Consider the following 19,809-nt stretch of genomic DNA (forward strand, 5'->3'; position numbering starts at 1 on the left):
TATGCCTAATCATATGCCGATTGGCAAGAGCATGCTTAATTCGTACTATGAATGCGGCGGACCGTTGGTCCGTGGCACGATCGTCCGGTGGCAACCGAAACGGGGTCGGAGTTTCTGCAGTTGCACGATTCCGTCCTGGAGAAGCTAGGACTGGACATCGTGGGCGGCACCGTGCCCGCGGGCACGAGAATTTCGGCCGACGATGTCGCCGCACGTTTCGAGGTGTCACGCACCGTCGTGCGTGAGGTGGTCCGGGTACTGCAATCCCTCGGCTTGTTGACCGTGCGCCGACGCGTCGGAATCACGGTCCAGAGCTCAGACCAGTGGAACTCGCTCGATCCGCTCGTGATCCGCTGGCAGCTCGCCGGGCCCAATCGAGCCGAGCAGTTGTCGATTCTCAGCGAGGTGCGATCGGGCATCGAGCCGCTGGCGGCGCGACTGGCCGCCGAGCGAGCGACCCCCGAACAGTGCGGACAGCTGACGGCCGCGGTCATCGGAATGTCGGCCACATCGCGAGCCGCGGATTCCGACGCGTACCTGGCGCACGATTCCGACTTCCACCGCACGTTGCTGGCCGCGTCGGGAAATCCGATGCTGCGGTCGATGTCCGACATCATCGTCGAAGTGCTCGCCGGCCGGACCCGTCACGATCTGATGCCGCATCGAGCCGATCCGGAGGCCGTTCGCTTGCACGGCCTCGTCGCGTCGTCGATTCAGGCGGGCGACGCCGCGGCGGCCGAGGCAGCGATGTTCGAGATCGTGACCGAATCGTCGACCGCGATGCTGGCTAACGATGCTGGGACAGAACAAGACCCGACGTAGGTACGCCGGTTCCCGCGGTCACGAGCACGTGGTCGACGTCCGATACCTGATTGACCGACGTGCCGCGAATCTGGCGTACTGCCTCCGCGATTCCGTTCATTCCGTGGATGTAGGCCTCGCCCAGCTGCCCGCCGTGCGTGTTGAGCGGCAGTCGCCCGCCGAGTTCGATGGCCCCGTCGGCGACGAAGTCCTTCGCTTCGCCGCGTCCGCAGAACCCCAACTCCTCCAACTGCATCAGCACGTAGGGCGTGAAGTGGTCGTAGAGAACCGCGGTCTGCATGTCCGACGGCCCGAGCCCGGACTGCGCCCACAATTGATCTCCGACGAGCCCCATCTCGGGCAGACCTGTCATCGCATCCCGGTAGTAACTGGTCATGATGTACTGATCCGCGCCGCTCCCCTGCGCCGCGGCGGTGACGACCGCTGCCGGATGTGGCAGGTCCCGCGCGCGTTCGACCGACGTCACGACGAGGGCGACACCGCCGTCGGATTCCTGGCAGCAGTCGAGCAGGTGCAACGGTTCGGCGATCCATCGCGAGTTCTGATGGTCGTCCAACGTGATCGGCTTGCCGTGGAAGAAAGCAGCAGGATTGTTCGCTGCGTGTGCGCGGTCGGCGACCGCGACGCGTCCGAAGTCCTCGCTCGTCGTGCCGTAGACGTGCATGTAGCGACGCGCGATCATCGCCACCATCGACGCGGGCGTGCCGAGCCCGTGCGGATACGACCACCCGGCATCGACGCCCGACGACGTCGGGACCTGCGCGAGATGCGCTGCAACCTGGCCGAAGCGAGCGCCCGACCGTTCGTTGAACGCGCGATACGCGACGACGACGTCCGCGACACCCGTCGCAACAGCCATCGCGGCCTGCTGGATCGTTGCGCACGCGGCACCGCCGCCGTAGTGAATGCGGCTGAAGAACGTCAGATTCGGGATGCCGACGGCCCTCGCGACGGCCGTCTCCGTGTTGGTGTCCATCGTGAACGTCGTCAGGCCGTCGACGTCGTCGGGACTCAATCCCGCGTCGTCCAACGCCGCGGTCACGGCCTCTGCAGCCAGTCGAAGTTCGCTGCGCCCGGAGTTCTTGGAGAAGTCGGTCGCACCGACCCCGACGATCGCGGCTCTGCCGGACAACGCGTTCATGCCAGCCTCACCGTCGCGACGATGTGGTCCCCGAGGGAGTCCTTCCCGACGACGTCGACGGTGACCTCGCCGTCCTCGACCTTCGTGACACTCCCCGACAACGTCAGCGTGTCGTACGCATACCAGGGCACACCGAGTTTCAGAGCGATCGAACGCAGCACGACCGACGGACCGGCCCACTCGGTGACGAACCGCTGAACGAGTCCCGTATCGGTGAGGATGTTGACGAAGATGTCCTTCGATCCGCGCGCGACGGCTTTGTCGCGGTCGTGGTGAACGTCCTGAAAGTCCCTCGTGGCCAACGCAGTCGACACGACGAACGTGGGATCCGCCGTGATCTGCAGTTCCGGCAGCACGTCACCGACCGACGCGATCATCCGACTGCCCGCCAGACCGGTAGCGTGAGATCGTCGTCGATCCGAACGAATTCGACCTGTACCGCAGAACCGATTGCGACATCGGACGGTTCGACTCCCCGCAACTCTCCGAGCATTCGCACCCCTTCCTCGAGTTCGACGAGCGCGACGACGAACGGCAGTGTCCGGCCCGGCACCGCGGGCGCATGATGAACGACGTAGCTGAACACCGTCCCCTTACCGCTCGCAACAACGTAGTCGACGGGCTTGCTCTTGTCCTGCCAGATCGCCGGAATCGGCGGGTGCCGGAGCGAGCCGTCCTGCACCCGTTGCATTCTCAATTCGCCGATCTTCGTTCCCTCCCAGAAGAATTCGGTCTCCTGCGAGGCGACCGGTCGAATCCGATCGGAGGGGACCGCCGAGGCGTCGGAGGCCGCCGGCGCGAACTTGAGGACCCGAAACACCATGTCCGCGACAGGTTCTTCCCCGACGTACCACGTGTTCAGTACCGTCACGAACCACCCGAGCCCGAGGCCGGTCTTCTTCGGTCCGACGACGGTGTCGAGTCGAGACCGCAGTGAAACCTCTTCTCCCAAGCGGAGATAGCGATGGTAGGTCTGCTCGCAGTTCGTCGCGACGATCGACGTGAAGCCCGCGTCGTCGAGAATGTCCATGATCCGGCCGAGCGGGTCGTCGCCCGATCGCGGTCGGTGCAGCCCGCCCATCGTCCACACCTGCGCCATCGCGGGCGGAGCGACGACGCCGTCGTGACCGGCGGCACGTGCAGCGCCGGCGTCGACGTAGATGGGGTTGGTGTCGCCGATCGCCTCGACCCAGTTGTTGATCATCGGCTGATTGATCGGGTCGCGTCCGTGACGTGGTGACGACTCACCCTCGGCAGCAATCTTTTTCGCGGCCTCCAGAATCTCCTCGCTCATCGGATCACCCGGGGCAATCCGAGGCCCGCGGTCGCGATCAGCTCGCGCATCACTTCGTTGACGCCGCCGCCGAACGTGATGACGAGGTTGCGCTTGACCTGTTTGTCCAACCACGTCATGAGGTGCGCGGTGTCGGCGTCCGTCGGATCGCCGTACCGTCCGACCATCTCCGTCGCGAGCCTGCCCACTCGCTGGACACGTTCCGTGGCGAACACCTTCGTGGCCGACGCGTCGGCGATGTCGACGGCGTCGCCGCCGCTGGACGCGACCTGCCAGTTCAGCAGTTCGTTGATGCGAGACGTGGCGTGGATGTCGCCCAGCGCTCGTCGCACGTCGGGTTCGCCCAGCAGATCGTGCGCGTGCGCCCACTCGCGCACCCGTTCGTACAGACCTGCGATGCGACCGGCCGGTCCGAGCATGACCCGTTCGTGGTTCAGCTGCGTCGTGATCAGTCGCCAGCCCTCGTTCTCCTCGCCCACCCTCATGTTCACCGGCACACGAACATTCGAGTAGTACGTGGCGTTGACGTGATGGGCGCCGTCACACGTGATGATGGGTGTCCACGAATAGCCGGGGTCGGTCGTGTCGACGATCAGCATCGAGATTCCGCGGTGGCGCGAATCCGCAGGCCCGGTGCGCACCGCGAGCCAGATGTAGTCGGCGTCGTGGCCACCCGTGGTGAAGATCTTCTGGCCGTTCACGATGTACTCGTCACCGTTGCGCACCGCCGTCGTGCGCAGCGATGCGAGGTCGGTGCCCGCGTCCGGTTCGGTGTACCCGATCGCGAAGTGCACGTCGCCCGCGAGAATCGCCGTCAGGAACTTGTCCTTCTGGGCGTCGGTTCCGTACTTCTGCAGAGTGGGCCCGACGGTCTGCAGCGTGACCGCGGGTAACGGAACGTCTGCTCGCGCAGCCTCGTTCACGAAGATCGACTGTTCGACCTCACCGAAACCGCGGCCACCGAACTCCTTCGGCCATCCGACTCCGAGCCAGCCGTCGGAACCAAGTTGCTTGACGATGCGGCGGTAGGTCGGACCATGCCGTTCGGTCATCATGGTCTCGGCGTCGGCTTCGCTGACGAGATCGGCGAAGTAGTGCCGCGACTCGGCCTGCAGTTCGGTCTGCTCTTCGGTCAGTTCGACGAACATGCCGCCCCCACGAGGTCGAGTCGATACGAAGCTCCGCCGACGAAGCGAGCGAGATCCTGTGCAGCCGAGAAGTATCGGTGCATCGGGTACGTGGCGTCGACGCCTACCCCGCCGTGCAGGTGATGGCACATCTGCATGGCCGTCGGTAGTTCGTTCGCGATCCAGTACGCGAGCACGTCGCTGTCGTCGCCGGGGCTGTTCGTCGACGCCTGCCATGCGACCGACGCGGCCGCGACGTGCAGCGTTCGGGCGGTGACGTAGACATCGGCGATCTCGCCTGCGACCGCTTGGAACGTCGCCAACGGTTTGCCGAACTGACGACGATGCGCGAGGTGGCGCGCGGTGAGGTCCACTGCGCCTGCCGCGAGACCGTCGGCCACGGCGCCGATCGCCGCGAGTGCGCACCGGTGCAGCCCCGCAAGATCGTTCGTGACGAATTCACCTGCAGTCCTGTCGAATTCGACAGCGTACTCGGGATCGTCGCCGGACGCGGGAGTGCGCGTCACGTGGACACCGTCCGCGGCCGGGTCGACCAATACGACACCCGACGACGTCGGCACCAGAATGCGGCTCGCGTGCTCAGCGTACGGAACGGCGATCTTCTTGCCGGTGATGCGGAGGCCGTCGCCGTCCTGTTCGGCTTTCGTCGAGGGCCGCGTCGGGAAAGCACTGCCCGGTTCCATCAGTGCGGCTGTCAGGATGCAGCCCGGCGTCACGATGCGTTCGACGAGACTCGGATCGGCCAGCGTGACAAGCGGAACGATGCCGAATCCGATCGTCGCGAGCTCCGGGCCGACTGCCGCCGCCGCGGCGAGTTCGGTGAGCACGGCCGCCGCGTCGAGCACCCCGAGACCGTCACCGCCCAGCGATTCCGGGAGCAGCATCGAGAACAGACCCGCGTCCGCCATCGCGTCGTGAAGATTCGGCTCGCCGCGCGCGAGCAGCGCAGTGACCATCTCGGCCACGGTCGTCTGGGTCTCTTCTCTCGCGAAATCCACGTTCGAGTACCTGCCTACCGTCGAAGGAAACGAGTAGAACGTGTTCTATTTTTAACACCGATCGGTGTGGCTGCGCCACCCGGGCGCGGATAGTTGATCTCTGGACCGACTATCCGCGCACGGGCCGCGAAGCCGCACTACCGCGGCAGACCGAGAATCCGCTCGGCCGCGACGGTCTTCAGAATCTGGGTCGTACCACCCGCGATCGACAGGCAGCGCGTCAGCAACATCTCCTTCGCGAGCGGTCCTTCGACCGCGCCCGCACGTCCGGCGGCCTCCAGGGCGAACTCGGCCAGGTCCTGCCGGTGCACGACGCCGACGAGTTTGGCGACGCTCGATTCCGGACCCGGATCCTGACCGCCGAGGCGTCGTAACGCGGTGCGAAGTTCGAGGACCGAGCCGACCTGGCCCTCCGCGATGAGGCCGCCCAGCCGGTCGCCCAGCACCGCGTCGTCGGCGTCGTTCGTCGCGGTGATCGCGTCCTCCAGCGCCGAACCGAGGGCAGATCCGCTGCTCATCGCGACCCGCTCGTTGGCGAGCGTCGTCCGAGCGAACCGCCACCCGTCACCCGGCCGCCCGACGAGGCAGTCGTCGGGAACGACGACGTCGTCGAGGAACACCTCGTTGAAGACGGCGTCGCCGGTGATCTCCCGCAACGGTTCGATGCGAATACCGGGCGTGCGCATGTCGACGAGGAAATAGCCGATCCCCTTGTGCTTGGGTGCATCGCGATCGGTGCGGGCCAGGCAGATCGCCCAGTCCGCGTCGCGCGCGAGCGAGGTCCAGATCTTGTGCCCGCGCAACCGCCAGCCGCCGTCGACCTGCGTGGCGGTCGTGCGCAGCGACGCGAGGTCCGATCCCGCCTCAGGTTCGCTGAACAGCTGGCACCACGTGATGTCGCCGCGCAACGTCGGCCGCGCGAATCGGTCGATCTGCTCGGCGGTTCCGTGCTCGAGGATCGTCGGCACGGCCCACCACCCGATGACCAAGTCCGGAGCCGACAGACCGGCCGACGCAAGTTCCTCGGCGACGAGCAGCTGCTCGGCTGCTCCCGCATCCCGGCCGTAGGGGCTCGGCCAGTGCGGAGCCGCCAAGCCGGACTCGGCCAGCGCGACGCGTGGATCGTCGGCACGGGAGATCGCGTCGACCTCGACTCTGACTGCGTCGCGTACCTCGGCCGTGTCGCCGAGATCGACCGCGAGCTGACGTCGCACGCCGGCACGCGACAGCTCGGTCACCCGTCGGCGCCACCACGACGCGCCTCCCAGCAGCTGCCGCAGCGACAGCGCCCGACGCAGGTAGAAGTGCGCGTCGTGCTCCCACGTGAAGCCGATTCCGCCCAACACCTGAATGCAATCCTCGGCCGTCGCGACGGCCGCGTCGACACACACCGCGGCGGCGACGGCGGCAGCGAGAGCGAATTCGGCCGTGTCCGTGTCGGCCGCAACGGCGGCGTCCCACGCTGCAGCCCGTGCCTGCTCGACGCGGCACAACATGTCGGCGCACAGATGCTTGATCGCCTGGAAGCTGCCGATCGCGGCGCCGAACTGCTCGCGCGTCTTCGCGTGGTCGACGGCGGTTCGCAGACACCAGCCCGCGACGCCTGCGGCCTCGGCCGCGTACAGCGTCACAGCGAGATCGCGGACGTGATCGACATCGACGTCGCGCACCACCCGAGCCGGCGCCGCGGTGAGCGTCAACCTCCCGACCGGCGTGCTGCGGTCGACGCCAACCATCACCTCGACTTTCACGCCGGGGGCGTCCGCGGCGACGAGACACCACCGCTCCCCGGCGTCGGTCGAAGCAAGAACCAGAACGTCGACGCCGTCCGCGAGGCCGGACACGACGTCGAACTGCCCGTCCAGCACGAGCACGCCGTCCTGACTTCGGCTCGTGGCCCTCTCGGGCGGCAGCACGAGCGCACACGGGCCGTCACCCGCTCCGACGATCGCCGACACGGCCGTCGCCACGACGGGTCCCCCGACGAGGCCCGCGCCGATCTCCTCGACCATCGCGGCCAGGTCGACGACGGTACCGCCCGCCCCGCCTGCATCATCGGGCACCGCGACCGAGAACACGCCGAGCTCCTCCAGCCCACGCCATGAGGTGCGCCACGCTGCCGTTTCGTCGGCGCGTAAAGTAACTATCGGTGTTGTCCGGGACACCCACGATCGCACCGATTTCTGGGCATCACGCTGGTCCTCGGTCGTGGCAATCGTCACAGTGAAACCCCAGCTCTCGAGATGACTTGAACTGCTAGAACGTGTTCTAATACGCTAGCTGGTCAAGCTCGAGGTACGAAGGAAAACCAAAGATGACCTCATCATCTCGGCCGGGCGTCTCCGAGCCCGCCGACAAGAACGGAGCCCCGGCGTCGACACCGACGCCGCTGCGTTCCGTCGGCGTTCTCAGCGACGACGACCTGAGCTCCGCCGCACAGCGCGAGCGTCGCAAGCGCATTCTCGACGCCACCCTCGCCCTTGCGTCCAAAGGTGGCTACGAGGCCGTGCAGATGCGCGCTGTCGCGGAACGGGCCGACGTCGCCGTCGGAACTCTGTACCGCTATTTCCCGTCGAAGGTGCACCTGTTGGTGTCCGCGCTCGCACGGGAATTCGAGAAGATCGACTCCCGTCGCAAACTCCCGCCCGGTCAGACCCCGCAGGAGCGCATGCACCTGATCCTGGGGCAGATCACACGGGCGATGCAGCGTGATCCGCTCCTCACCGAGGCGATGACGCGAGCCTTCATGTTCGCCGACGCGTCCGCCGCCGCCGAGGTCGATCAGGTCGGTCGCCTGATGGACCGGCTGTTCGCGAAGGCGATGAGCGACGGCGAGCCAACGGACTTGCAGCTCAGCATCGCTCGCGTCATCAGCGACGTGTGGCTGTCGAATCTGGTGGCGTGGTTGACGCGTCGATCCTCGGCCACCGACGTCGCGGCACGGCTCGAACTGACTGTCGACCTTCTCCTCGGCAACGGCAGAGCGCTCGACTGACGCCTGGGCGACGCACCATCAGCGGGTGACGTCCGGGTGAGCCGGACTCGCCGCCATCGCCTAGGTTTGAACCCGTGACTGCACAGGATCTGCCGCTGGAACTTCGCCGCGCCCTGATCGGCGTGGCCAGAACGCCACGACTGCTCGTCACCTCGGACTACGACGGGACGATGGCGCCCATCGTGTCCGATCCGGACAAGGCGTTTCCGCACGCCGAGTCCGTCAACGCGATGCGTGGCCTCGCGACGCTCGCCGCCACGACCGCGGCCGTCATCTCCGGCCGCGCGCTGCGTGATCTGGCGACGCTGTCCCGGCTTCCGGCCGAGGTCCACCTCGTCGGAAGTCACGGAAGCGAATTCGACGTCGGCTTCATCCATGCCATCGACGACAAGGCCAAGAACCTGCTCGCGATCATCTCGGAGGAGATGAAGTCGATCGCTGCCCGCTTCCCGGGTGTGAGCGTCGAAACCAAGCCTGCAAGTGCCGCTCTGCACGTGCGCAACGCCGAAGCCGGCGACGCGGAACGAGCCCTCGCCGCGGTCCGCGAGGGCGTCGCGACACGGGAGGGTGTGCAGGTCACCGAAGGCAAGGCCGTCATCGAACTGGCCGTCATCGTCACCGACAAAGGCGCAGCGCTCGACATTCTGCGTCACCAGGAAGCTGCGACGGCGGCGGTCTTCTTCGGCGACGACGTCACCGACGAGAAGGCGTTCGCGCGGCTGCACGGCCCCGACATCGGCGTCAAGGTCGGCACCGGCGACACGGCGGCGGAGTTCCGCATCGAGAACACCGAGCAGGTGTCCCTCGCGCTCGCGTTCCTGCTCGAGCAGCGACGCCAATGGCTTTCGGGTGCCGACGCACCGCGCATCGAGCGTCTGACGATGCTCGCCAGCCCGAACGCCGTCGCACTGGTGACTCCCGACGCGACGATGACGTGGCTCTGTCATCCGGAACCGGATGCGGCAGCGATCTTCGCCCACCTCCTCGGCGGCGACGGCGCGGGCCACTTCAGCATCGGGCCGACGCGAGCCGCACTGCCGCTGAGTCAGCAGTACGTCGACAGCACGATGACGGTACAGACGAAGTGGTCGAGCCTGCAGGTCACCGACTATCTGCCACACGACGTTCCGACCGGCCAGACCGCGTTGACGCGTGTCGTCACCGGCAAGGCGACCGCCGTCGCGACGTTCGCGCCTCGTCCCGAGTTCGGAAAGGTCTGGGTCCGACTCGAACCCGAGACCGACGGTCTCCGCATCCACGGCACCGCCGACGCGATGGTGCTGCGCAGCCCCGGCGTCAAGTGGAACGTCGTCTCCGACGGCGCGCAGCAGACGGCGCATGCCGAGATCGATCCCACCGACGGTCCCGTCGTTCTCGAATTGCGCCTCGGTACAGACGATCTGGGCCCGGCACGCCTGTCCGAGCCCGAGCGCCGTGAGCTGTCCGAGAGCTACTGGCGCGACTGGGTCGGCGGTTTGTCGTTGCCACCGCTCAAGCGCGACCTGATGAAGCGTTCGGCGCTGACGCTCCGCGGGCTCGTGCACGCCGACTCCGGATCGATCATGGCCGCTGCGACGACGTCACTGCCCGAGGAGATCGGCGGCGTCCGCAATTGGGATTACCGCTACTGCTGGCTCCGCGATGCAGCCCTGACCGCGTCGGCCCTCGTGGGCGTCGGGTCGCTGAACGAAGCCGAGAACTACCTGTCCTGGATTCACGGTGTGCTGCAATCGGTTCCGGGTCCCGAGCGTCTGCACCCGCTGTACACGATCTGGGGTCTCGGACTCCCGCCGGAGGCCGTCATCGACGAGCTGCCCGGCTACGCAGGATCCCGACCGGTACGCGTCGGCAACGCGGCGAACCAGCAGGTGCAGCTCGACGTGTTCGGCCCGATCGTCGACCTCGTCTCGACGCTGTCCCACGCCCGTCAGGCCCAGGGTTTGCACGGCAAAGAGGCTCTCTCCGAAGAGGATTGGTCACTCGTGCGTGCGATGGTGGAGGCCGTCGAACGCCGGTGGTCCGAACCCGATCACGGCATCTGGGAGATCCGCGGCAACCCGCGTCACCACGTGTACTCGAAGGTGATGGGGTGGATGACACTCGACCGGGCACTCATGCTCGCGAATTCCTTCGACCGCGAGATCGAACCCGGCTGGCAGGCGTTGCGCGACGTCATCCGCGCCGAGGTTCTGGACCAGGGCTGGAACGACGAGGTCCAGTCGTTCACCGCCGCCTACGACGGCACCGACCTCGACGCGGCCACGCTGCACATCGGACTGTCCGGACTGATCGACCCATCCGACCCCCGATTCGCCGCGACGGTCACCGCGACCGAGGCCGAGCTGCGCAGCGGCTCGACCGTGTACCGGTACCACCACGACGACGGTCTCCCCGGCGGTGAGGGCGGCTTCCACCTCTGCGCGGCCTGGCTCGTCGAGGCGTACCTCCTCATCGGGCAGCGATCGGAGGCGGAGGCGTTGTTCGCTCAACTGGTCAGCGCTGCCGGGCCGACGGGTCTGCTCAGCGAGGAGTACGACCCCGTCGCCGAACGGTCCCTCGGCAATCACCCGCAGGCGTACAGCCACCTCGGGCTGCTGCGGTGTGCGGCGTTGTTGAGTGCCTGAGCGCGCCCATTTCGGCATCGATGGCCCGCGGCATCCTGTAGACGGTTGCCGCGGCGCATCGATGCGTGGGATTCTCGCTAGCTCGGCGGCGCAGCGGCCGTCCGCCCCTTGACCAGTTCGGTCGGCAGGATCTCTGTCGCCATGACGCCGGAATGCGACGTCGAGAGCAGTAGCGTGCCCGCGCGTCGACCCTTCTCCTCGGCGTCCTGCCGCACGGTGGTGACGTTGTCGCGAATCGCGTCCTCGACGCCGTCGAACCCGGTGACCGTGAGCTGTCGCGGCACGTCGATGCCCGACACCTTCGCGAAATTCAGCGCACCGAGCGCGAGGACGTCCGTGGTGCACAGCAGCGCCGTCGTGTCGCGATTCGCCTGAAGTGCTTGCGCCGCAGCCGAATGTCCCGAGCGCTTGTTGTGTTCGAATCGTTCGACGACGGTCAGCGTCTTCGGATCGAGACCTGCTTCCTCCATCGCCTCGTGCACCCCGGCGATGCGCTCGCGCTGCACGTGAAAGTGGCTGTTTTCCAGGCGCTTCGGCGGTACGACGCCGTCGCGGCGGTCGCGTCCGAGCCGCATGCACAGCACGGCGATGTGTTCGTGCCCGAGGGCGATGACCTGTTCGGCGATCAACTTCATCGCGGCACGGTCGTCGATGGCGACGAGGGCGGCCTCGGGGACACCGCGAGGCTGGTCGCAGATGACGATGGGAAGGTGCCGTTCGCGCACGGCCGCGAGGTACGGGTCGTCGTCGGCGACGGAGTAGACGACGAAACTGTCGACACCGGCCTGCTGGACGACGGCGGCAGCCCCGGTGTCGTCGCGATCGGGGCCCGCAGGGATGAGCAGCAGACCCTGGCCGGCCGCCTCGCACGACTCCGCGAGACCGGCGAGGAACGCCATCGCAGCCGGGTCGCGGAACGAGTAACTGAGCGCTTCGGTGAGCAGCAGGCCGACGGCTCCCGCCTTGCGCGTGCGCAGTGAGCGGGCGACAGGATCCGGTCCCGCGTATCCGCGTCTCTTCGCTGCCATGAGGACGCGTTCGCGCAGCTCAGGCGACAACTGATCGGGCCGGTTGTACGCGTTCGACACCGTGGTGCGGGACACCTTCAACTCGGCGGCGATCGACGCCAACGTAGCGGGGCGACGCGGCTCCCTCGACCTGGACATACGGGGACGTTAGCCGCAAAGGCGGTGGTTGTGAAAATTGACCGATTCGATCCTCGGACCGTCGGTCGCTAGAGTACAACGGAAACGGTTTCCAATTGCGTTTATAAGTAGCCTCGAGGAGCACCCCGTGCGACCGAAATTCCGTAACACCTATGCCGTGCTCGGTCTGACCTGCGCCGCGGCTCTCACGCTCGGCGCCTGCAGCTCCGACGACGCCGAGAGCTCGGGTTCGGCGCCCGCATCGCCGGTCGACGGACCGATCACGATCGTCGCGTCCACCAACGTGTGGGGCAGCGTCGCGCAGTCCGTCGCAGGCGATCTGGCGACCGTCGACTCGATCATCGCCGACCCGTCCGCCGACCCGCACTCGTACGAAGCGAGCGCAGGCGACGCCGCGAAGGTCGCCGAAGCATCGCTCGTCGTCTACAACGGCGGCGGATACGACGAGTTCATCGAGGACATCCTCGGCAGCGAAGGCAAGAACGTCCCGTCGGTGAACGCGTACGACCTGTTGGACAGCGATCATGCGCACGAGGAATCCACGCAGGCGCCCGCCGACGATCACGGCCACGACCACGGCGAGAACAACGAGCACGTCTGGTACGACGCGGAAGTCGCCGCTGCGACCGCGGAATCCATCGCGGAGAAGCTCGGCCAGCTCGACCCGGACAACGCCGCGCAGTACACCGCCAACGCCGAGACGTTCCACGACCAGGTTCACGGCATCACCGACGTCACGTCGAAGATCGCCGCGGACCATCCGGACGCACCCGTCGCGCAGACCGAGCCGATCGCGCACTACCTGATCGAGACGTCCGGGCTCGACGACGTCACCCCGGACGACTTCAAGAACGCCATCGAAGAAGGCAACGACCCGTCACCCGCGTCGATCGCCGAGACGCGTGATCTGTTCGCGTCGAACTCCGTCCGGGCGCTCGTCTACAACGTGCAGACCGTCGACTCGGTCACCGAGGACATTCGCAGGACGGCCGAGGCAGCGGGCGTCCCCGTCGTCGAGGTCACCGAAACGCTCCCCGAGGGCATGACGTACATCGAGTGGCAGACCAAGGCCGCGCAGGATCTCCAGGCTGCGCTGAGCGCATCCTGACTCGGCCGGCTCGGCCGGTTACTGGAAAGCTGTAGAACATGTCTGCTGTAGAACTGCGTGACGCCGGTCTGGCGTTCGGCGAACGCACGCTGTGGCAGAACCTCGACCTCACCGTCGAAAGCGGTGAGTTCGTGGCGATCCTCGGCCCCAACGGGTCGGGCAAGACCTCGCTTCTCAAGGTCCTGCTCGGCCAGAACCACCTGACGCACGGTACGGCCACGATCGCGGGCGAGCCCGTGCGTCGCGGGCAATCCGGCGTCGGATACGTCCCTCAGCAACGCAGCATCGACGACGGTCTCCCCCTGCGCGGAAGAGACCTCGTCGGGCTCGGCTGGGACGGCCACCAGTGGGGCGTCGGACTCCGCGGCATGCGCGAGCGCAAACGCATCGTGCAGAACGCGATCGACCAGGTCGATGCAGGCGCGTTCGCCGGTGCACCCGTCGGCACGATGTCCGGCGGCGAGCAGCAACGACTGCGGATCGCGCAGGCGCTCGTCGGCGATCCGTCCGTTCTGCTGTGCGACGAGCCCCTGCTCAGCCTCGACCTCGCGAACCAACAACTCGTGTCCGGACTGATCGATCGCCGACGCCGGGAGCACGACACCGCGGTCCTGTTCGTCACCCACGAGATCAATCCGATTTTGCCGCTCGTGGATCGGATCGTGTACATCGTCGACGGCAGATTCCGCATCGGGACACCCACGGAGGTCATGACCACCGAGGTGCTGTCGGAGTTGTACGGCACCGAGGTCGAGGTACTGCACGTGCGCGGGCGACTCGTCGTCGTCGGTACCGGAGATTCCATCGATGCGCTCGGAACCGCAGGCGCCCACCACCCGCCCACGCCAGAGACACCAGGAACGAACCCGGCATGAACGACAAGGTGACCGACGCCTTCTCCAAGATCTTCGACTTCAGCACCACCGCGAACCTGCTGAGCTACGACTTCGTCCAGAGCGCGCTGATCGCTGCCGCCATCCTCGGTCTGCTCGCGGGTGCGCTCGGGCCGCTGATCGTCAGCAGGCAGTGGGCGTTCGCCGTGCACGGGTCGTCGGAGTTGTCGCTGACGGGTGCCTCCGCGGCGCTGCTCGTCGGCATCACCGTCGGCCTCGGTGCGATCGTCGGTTCGGTCGTCGCGGCCATCATGTTCGCGCTACTGGGCTCCAAGGCCCGCGATCGCGACTCGGTCATCGGCGTCATCATGTCCTTCGGACTCGGCCTGTCGGTGTTGTTCATCTGGCTGTATCCGGGTCGAACCGGGACGAGCTTCTCGCTGCTGATCGGCCAGATCGTCGGCGTCGGGCAGAGCGGTCTGCAGCTGCTGCTGATCTGCGCTGCCGTCGTCCTCGTCGTCTTGGCCATCGTCTACCGACCGTTGCTCTTCGCCAGCACCGATCCGGAGGTCGCTCTCGCTCGTGGCGTCCCGGTTCGCGGCTTGGCTGTCGTCTTCGCCGTGCTGGTCGGCGTCGCCTGCGCTCTCGGTGTACAGATCGTCGGAGCGCTGCTCGTGCTGTCACTGCTGATCACGCCTGCCGCAGCCGCCGCTCGCGTCACCGCCAGCCCGCTGAAGGCGACGCTGCTGTCGATCGCGTTCGCGGAGACCGCAGCTGTCGGCGGCATTCTGCTGTCCCTCGCCCCCGGGGTCCCGGTCTCGACCTTCGTCACCACCATCTCGTTCGTGATCTACCTGGTCTGCCGGGCCATCGGGTCGCGTCGGAAAGCGAATTCGGGGCGGGTTCTGTCGGCCTGATCTCCCCTGTCGTGACCGAATGTCACGTTCGGTCACTCAGAGTGACCGAAGGCCGCCCTCGCTGGTAGTGCTTCCGACCTAGACTTGTCCACGATGCCTTCCATCGACTTGAACTCGGACCTCGGCGAGAGCTTCGGCACCTGGAAACTCGGCGACGACGATGCCGTGCTGTCCGTCGTCACCAGCGCCAACGTCGCCTGTGGCTTCCACGCGGGCGATCCCCGCACCATTCTCGACACATGCCGCGCGGCCACCGAGAACGCCGTGCGCATCGGGGCTCAGGTCGGCTATCGAGATCTGGCCGGGTTCGGCCGCCGCTTCATCGACATGGACCCGTCGGATCTCACCGCGGACGTTCTCTATCAGATGGGCGCGCTCGACGGCCTCGCGCAGGCGTCGGGTTCGGCGATCGCCTACGTCAAGCCGCACGGTGCGCTGTACAACGCGATCGTGACGCACCGCGAGCAAGCCCGGGCCGTCGTCGACGCCGTGAGGTCCTACGATCCGACGCTTCCCGTCCTCGGCCTACCGGGTTCCGTCTACCTCGACGAGGCCCGTGCCGTCGGATTGCGCACGGTGACCGAGGCATTCGCCGACCGCGCGTACACGCCGTCGGGCGAACTCGTGTCCCGTCGGAACGACGGTGCCGTGCTCACGGATCCGGCAGAAGTAGCACGACGCGTACTGCGGATGGTTCAGGAAGGCGTCGTCGAGGCGGTCGACGGATCGACCGTGGCCGTCGACGCCGAATCGATCTGTGTGCACGGTGATTCACCCGGCGCCGTCGAGATGGCCGTTGCCATCCAGAAGATCCTGTCCGACAACGACATCGACATCTCCGCCTTCGTCTGATGATCGAGCACGATTGCGGGGACAGGGCCCTTCTCGTCGAGTTCGAGAACCTCGCCGAGACGATGACGTGGCATCGGGCCTTGGCCGCGAGCGCAATCGACGACGTCGAAGACCTGGTCCCGGCGGCGCGAACGATTCTGGTGCGACACACAGGAAACCGAGATCGCGTCGTCTCATGGGTTCGCAGCACCGAGCCCGCCGACGTCGACGCGACGTCCGATGCCGAACCGGTAGTCGTTCCCGTCACCTACGACGGCGAGGATCTGGGCGACGTCGCCGACGCCATGGGAATGTCTGCGCAAGAGGTGATTTCGGCTCATACCGAACAGACTTGGACCGTCGCGTTCGGCGGTTTCGCACCTGGATTCGGATATCTCGTCGGCACGACCGACCGCCTGCACGTGCCCCGAAGAACAACCCCGCGTACGACGGTTCCCGCCGGAGCCGTCGGCCTGGCCGGTGAATTCTCCGGAATCTATCCGCGCAGCTCCCCTGGCGGTTGGCAACTGATCGGCAGAACCGACGCGGTTCTGTGGGACCCACAGCGCGAACCACCGGCCCTTCTGTGCCCCGGGGTGACCGTCCGGTTCGAGGCGCGATGACGGCGATCGAGATTCTCGAACCCGGGCCGTTGTGCACGATCCAGGATCGAGGTCGGGTCGGATACTCGTCGATCGGCGTCGGACGGTCGGGGGCAGCCGACATTCGTGCGCATGATGCAGCAAATCGTTTGGTGGGCAACGCCGTCGATGCCGCGACCCTCGAAGTGACCATGGGCGGATTCCGTGCGCGTGTACACGGTCACGCGTCGATCGCCGTCACGGGCGCCGAAGGCCCCATCACCGTGAACGGCACACCGGATGCTCTCTACACCACGCTCGATCTTGCCGATGGCGACGAACTGGCCGTCGGCACACCGACATTCGGGCTACGAACGTACATCGCGATACGTGGCGGATTCGATGTGGAGCCCGTGTTGGGATCGAGGTCGACCGACACGATGTCGGGGCTCGGGCCGTCGCCTCTCGAATCGGGCGACGTCGTCGCAGTCGGATGCGACGTATCGGGATGGCCTGCAATCGATTTCGCCCCGCCTCCCGAACGTGCGAAAGCAGTCGCCTCGGTCATCCTCGGCCCGCGCGCCGACTGGTTCACCGAACTCGCGGTGAACCTGCTCTATCAGCAGCACTGGTCGGTCACGTCGGACTCGAACCGCGTCGGCATACGGCTCGACGGCGATCGACCTCTGGAAAGAGCGATTGCAGGCGAATTGCCCAGCGAGGGCATGGTTCCCGGCGCGCTGCAGGTCCCTCCCGACGGCAAGCCGGTGCTGTTTCTCGCCGACCATCCGGTGACCGGAGGCTATCCCGTCATCGGTGTCGTCGCGTCCGAGGACCTGCCCGTCCTCGGACAGCTCAGGCCTGGCGACAGCCTGCGTTTCCGTCCGCGTCCGTGGGCGCCTGCGGCACCCGTGCGCGGATAGTTCGACCCTGGTGCAACCAACCACGCACGGGCGCGTCAGCGCCTACGCTGCCGCGCGATGTCCGCGAGCACGACGCCCGCAGCCACCGATGCATTGAGCGACTCGACCGGCCCTGCCATCGGGATGGACAGGATGTGATCGCAGTTCTCGCGGACGAGGCGAGACAGTCCCTTGCCCTCCGAACCGACGACGATCGCGACGGGACCGGTGCCGTCGAACTCGTCGAGCGTCGTGTCGCCGCCCGCGTCGAGACCGACGATCGTGATGCCCTTGGTCTGCCAATCCTTCAGCGTGCGAGTCAGGTTCGTGGCCCGCGCGACGGGAAGTCGCGCTGCCGCGCCGGCACTGGTACGCCACGCGACCGCCGAGACGCTCGCGCTACGACGCTGCGGAATGACGACGCCGTGCCCACCGAACGCAGCAACGGATCGCACGACGGCACCGAGGTTGCGCGGGTCGGTGATGTTGTCGAGCGCGACGAGCAATGCAGGCTCCTGATGCGCACGTGCCGCACCGACGAGGTCGTCCGGATGCGCGTACCGGTACGGCGGCACCTGCAGCGCGAGACCCTGGTGCAGACCGTTGGCGCTGAGCTTGTCGAGATCGCTGCGCGGGACCTCGAGGATCGAGATGCCCGCGTCGGCCGCGCGCTGGACGCTCTCCTTGAGTCGGTCGTCGCTGTCGGTGCCGGTGGCGACCCACAGCGCCGTCGCGGGAACGCCCGCACGCAAGCATTCGACGACGGGGTTACGTCCGAGAACGACCTCGGGTCCGTCGTCGTTCTTCCGGTTCGCGACGCGGCCCCCGCCCTGCCTGCCCTGGGACTGCGCAGCCTTCTCGGCGAGCTTGGCCCGACGCGCCGCGGGATGCTTCGTCCGTGCCTCGGCAGGAGGCGTCGCACCGCGTCCTTCGAGACCACGACGGCGGTTACCGCCGGAGCCGGCGACCTGCCCCTTCTTCGTGCCCGCTTTGCGAATTGCGCCGCGCCTACTGGAATTGCCTGCCATCACTGCCCTGCTTCGTCGGTACTGCTGGTTGCCCCGACGGACCATTCGGGCCCGTTGGGGGTGTCTGTCACGTCGATTCCCGCCTTCGCGAGGCGATCTCTGATCGCATCCGCGGTGGACCAGTCCTTGTCGACCTTCGCCTGTGCTCGGCGCTGGAGTTCTGCGTCCACGAGAACGCCGAGGGCTCCGACGACGGCATCGCTGTCGCGAGTGCCGCTGTCCCAGTGCGGATCGAGCGGATCGACGCCGAGGATCGAGAGCATCGCCCTGACTTTCGACGCCTGCTCGACGGCCCCCTGGAGGTCGCCGCTCTCCAGAGCGCTGTTGCCCGCCTTGACCGTCGCATGGACGGCGGCGAGAGCCTTGGGCACTCCGAGATCGTCGTTCAACGCGTCGGCGAAATCGTCGGTCCACGTTCCCAGCGGAACGTCGCCCGCACGTTCGACGGTACGTTTCACGAAACCTTCGATACCCCGGTACGTCACGGCTGCCGTCTGCAGCGCGTTGTCCGAGTACTCGAGCATCGACCGGTAGTGCGCGCTGCCGAGGTAGTACCGAAGTTCCTGCGGCCGAACGCTTTTCAGCACGTTCGGAACCGACAGCACGTTTCCGAGCGACTTGGACATCTTCTCGCCGCCCATCGTCACCCAGCCGTTGTGCAGCCAGTAGCGGCTGAAGCCGTCGCCGGCGGCCTTGCTCTGTGCCCGCTCGTTCTCGTGGTGCGGGAACACCAGATCCAGACCACCGCAGTGGATGTCGAAGTCGGAACCGAGATAGGCCTCGCACATCGCGGAGCATTCGAGGTGCCACCCGGGACGCCCGCGTCCCCACGGCGTCGGCCACGACGGCTCACCCGGCTTCGCGGCCTTCCACAGCGTGAAGTCCCTCGGGTCGCGCTTGCCCGCGGCCGCGCTCTCGCCCTGATGGACGTCGTCGAGCTTGTGACCGGACAGTGCACCGTAGTCCGGGAAGCTGACGACGTCGAAGTAGACGTCGCCCTCGGCGGCGTAGGCGTGGCCGGACTCGATCAGCCGCTCGATCAGCTCGACCATCTGCGTGATGTGCCCGGTTGCGCGCGGCTCGGCCGACGGCGGCAGCACACCCAGCTTGTCGTAGGCCCAGGTGAACGACCGCTCGTACGTCGCGGCCCACTCCCACCACGGGCGGCCTGCGTCGCGAGCCTTGTTCAGGATCTTGTCGTCGATGTCGGTGACGTTGCGGACGAAGGCGACGTCGTAATCGTGCGCGAGCAACCACCGCCGCAGCACGTCGAACGCGACTCCACTGCGCACGTGCCCGATGTGCGGTTCCCCCTGAACCGTTGCCCCACACAGATACACCGACGCATGGCCAGGGACCAAGGGGGTGAATTCCCGCAGGGCCCTCGTCTCGGTGTCGTACAGGTGAAGGGTCACGACCAG

The 19,809-nt window shown here is 66.9% G+C and carries 18 protein-coding genes; 9 read left to right on the plus strand and 9 right to left on the minus strand.

Annotated features, from left to right (window positions below):
• Positions 1 to 87 precede the first annotated feature (87 nt).
• Complete coding sequence (locus HQ354_RS16650; protein ID WP_254303444.1) at positions 88 to 822, plus strand: FadR/GntR family transcriptional regulator; 735 nt, start codon at positions 88 to 90, stop codon at positions 820 to 822.
• Here HQ354_RS16650 and HQ354_RS16655 read toward each other — a convergent pair.
• The 6 genes from HQ354_RS16655 to HQ354_RS16680 form a co-directional block, all read right to left on the minus strand.
• Positions 788 to 1,963, minus strand: coding sequence for a lipid-transfer protein (locus HQ354_RS16655; RefSeq protein WP_068423092.1), 1,176 nt, complete (start codon positions 1,961 to 1,963; stop codon positions 788 to 790). The genes HQ354_RS16650 and HQ354_RS16655 overlap by 35 nt on opposite strands.
• Positions 1,960 to 2,340, minus strand: coding sequence for a MaoC family dehydratase (locus HQ354_RS16660; RefSeq protein ID WP_068423095.1), 381 nt, complete (start codon positions 2,338 to 2,340; stop codon positions 1,960 to 1,962). The genes HQ354_RS16655 and HQ354_RS16660 overlap by 4 nt, the downstream gene beginning before the upstream one ends.
• On the minus strand, positions 2,337 to 3,257 hold the full coding sequence (locus tag HQ354_RS16665; RefSeq protein WP_068423098.1) for a bifunctional MaoC family dehydratase N-terminal/OB-fold nucleic acid binding domain-containing protein: 921 nt from the start codon (positions 3,255 to 3,257) through the stop codon (positions 2,337 to 2,339). Before HQ354_RS16665 ends, HQ354_RS16660 begins: the two co-directional genes overlap by 4 nt.
• On the minus strand, positions 3,254 to 4,405 hold the full coding sequence (locus tag HQ354_RS16670; protein ID WP_222635208.1) for an acyl-CoA dehydrogenase family protein: 1,152 nt from the start codon (positions 4,403 to 4,405) through the stop codon (positions 3,254 to 3,256). The genes HQ354_RS16665 and HQ354_RS16670 overlap by 4 nt, the downstream gene beginning before the upstream one ends.
• Complete coding sequence (locus HQ354_RS16675) at positions 4,390 to 5,403, minus strand: acyl-CoA dehydrogenase family protein (protein WP_167676421.1); 1,014 nt, start codon at positions 5,401 to 5,403, stop codon at positions 4,390 to 4,392. The genes HQ354_RS16670 and HQ354_RS16675 overlap by 16 nt, the downstream gene beginning before the upstream one ends.
• Before the next feature lie 137 nt (positions 5,404 to 5,540).
• Positions 5,541 to 7,625 (minus strand): acyl-CoA dehydrogenase family protein, encoded by a 2,085-nt coding sequence (locus HQ354_RS16680; protein ID WP_068423109.1) that lies wholly within the window; start codon positions 7,623 to 7,625, stop codon positions 5,541 to 5,543.
• 92 nt (positions 7,626 to 7,717) lie between these two features.
• On the opposite strand from HQ354_RS16680, the gene kstR reads away from it, so the two are divergent.
• Positions 7,718 to 8,398, plus strand: coding sequence for a cholesterol catabolism transcriptional regulator KstR (kstR, locus tag HQ354_RS16685; RefSeq protein WP_068423112.1), 681 nt, complete (start codon positions 7,718 to 7,720; stop codon positions 8,396 to 8,398).
• A 74-nt stretch (positions 8,399 to 8,472) separates the two neighbouring features.
• The gene (gene otsB, locus HQ354_RS16690; RefSeq protein ID WP_068423115.1) at positions 8,473 to 11,022 is read left to right on the plus strand and encodes a trehalose-phosphatase; all 2,550 of its coding nucleotides are present in this window, start codon (positions 8,473 to 8,475) and stop codon (positions 11,020 to 11,022) included.
• A gap of 77 nt (positions 11,023 to 11,099) precedes the next feature.
• Here the strand turns inward: otsB and HQ354_RS16695 are convergent, their stop codons facing one another.
• The gene (locus HQ354_RS16695; RefSeq protein ID WP_068423118.1) at positions 11,100 to 12,188 is read right to left on the minus strand and encodes a LacI family DNA-binding transcriptional regulator; all 1,089 of its coding nucleotides are present in this window, start codon (positions 12,186 to 12,188) and stop codon (positions 11,100 to 11,102) included.
• 127 nt (positions 12,189 to 12,315) lie between these two features.
• Between HQ354_RS16695 and HQ354_RS16700 the strand changes: the two genes are divergently transcribed.
• The 6 genes from HQ354_RS16700 (at position 12,316) to HQ354_RS16725 (ending at position 17,381) form a co-directional block, all read left to right on the plus strand.
• Complete coding sequence (locus HQ354_RS16700) at positions 12,316 to 13,296, plus strand: metal ABC transporter solute-binding protein, Zn/Mn family (protein ID WP_068423121.1); 981 nt, start codon at positions 12,316 to 12,318, stop codon at positions 13,294 to 13,296.
• Between the two features lie 38 nt (positions 13,297 to 13,334).
• Complete coding sequence (locus HQ354_RS16705; RefSeq protein WP_068423123.1) at positions 13,335 to 14,171, plus strand: metal ABC transporter ATP-binding protein; 837 nt, start codon at positions 13,335 to 13,337, stop codon at positions 14,169 to 14,171.
• Positions 14,168 to 15,046, plus strand: coding sequence for a metal ABC transporter permease (locus tag HQ354_RS16710; RefSeq protein WP_068423126.1), 879 nt, complete (start codon positions 14,168 to 14,170; stop codon positions 15,044 to 15,046). Before HQ354_RS16705 ends, HQ354_RS16710 begins: the two co-directional genes overlap by 4 nt.
• A 93-nt stretch (positions 15,047 to 15,139) precedes the next feature.
• Positions 15,140 to 15,898, plus strand: a complete 759-nt coding sequence (locus HQ354_RS16715; protein WP_068423129.1) for a LamB/YcsF family protein — start codon at positions 15,140 to 15,142, stop codon at positions 15,896 to 15,898.
• Positions 15,898 to 16,500, plus strand: coding sequence for an allophanate hydrolase subunit 1 (locus HQ354_RS16720; RefSeq protein ID WP_222635209.1), 603 nt, complete (start codon positions 15,898 to 15,900; stop codon positions 16,498 to 16,500). The genes HQ354_RS16715 and HQ354_RS16720 overlap by 1 nt, the downstream gene beginning before the upstream one ends.
• Complete coding sequence (locus tag HQ354_RS16725) at positions 16,497 to 17,381, plus strand: biotin-dependent carboxyltransferase family protein (protein ID WP_222635210.1); 885 nt, start codon at positions 16,497 to 16,499, stop codon at positions 17,379 to 17,381. Before HQ354_RS16720 ends, HQ354_RS16725 begins: the two co-directional genes overlap by 4 nt.
• A gap of 35 nt (positions 17,382 to 17,416) precedes the next feature.
• Here HQ354_RS16725 and rlmB read toward each other — a convergent pair whose 3' ends face one another.
• Both rlmB and cysS read right to left on the minus strand, forming a co-directional pair.
• Entirely contained in the window at positions 17,417 to 18,388 is a 972-nt protein-coding gene (gene rlmB, locus HQ354_RS16730; protein ID WP_068423136.1) for a 23S rRNA (guanosine(2251)-2'-O)-methyltransferase RlmB, read from the minus strand.
• Positions 18,388 to 19,803, minus strand: a complete 1,416-nt coding sequence (gene cysS / locus HQ354_RS16735) for a cysteine--tRNA ligase (protein WP_068423301.1) — start codon at positions 19,801 to 19,803, stop codon at positions 18,388 to 18,390. Before cysS ends, rlmB begins: the two co-directional genes overlap by 1 nt.
• Positions 19,804 to 19,809 lie beyond the last annotated feature (6 nt).

This window comes from Rhodococcus sp. BP-261 (assembly GCF_019835205.1).
Classification (GTDB): Bacteria; Actinomycetota; Actinomycetes; order Mycobacteriales; family Mycobacteriaceae; genus Rhodococcoides; species Rhodococcoides kyotonensis_B.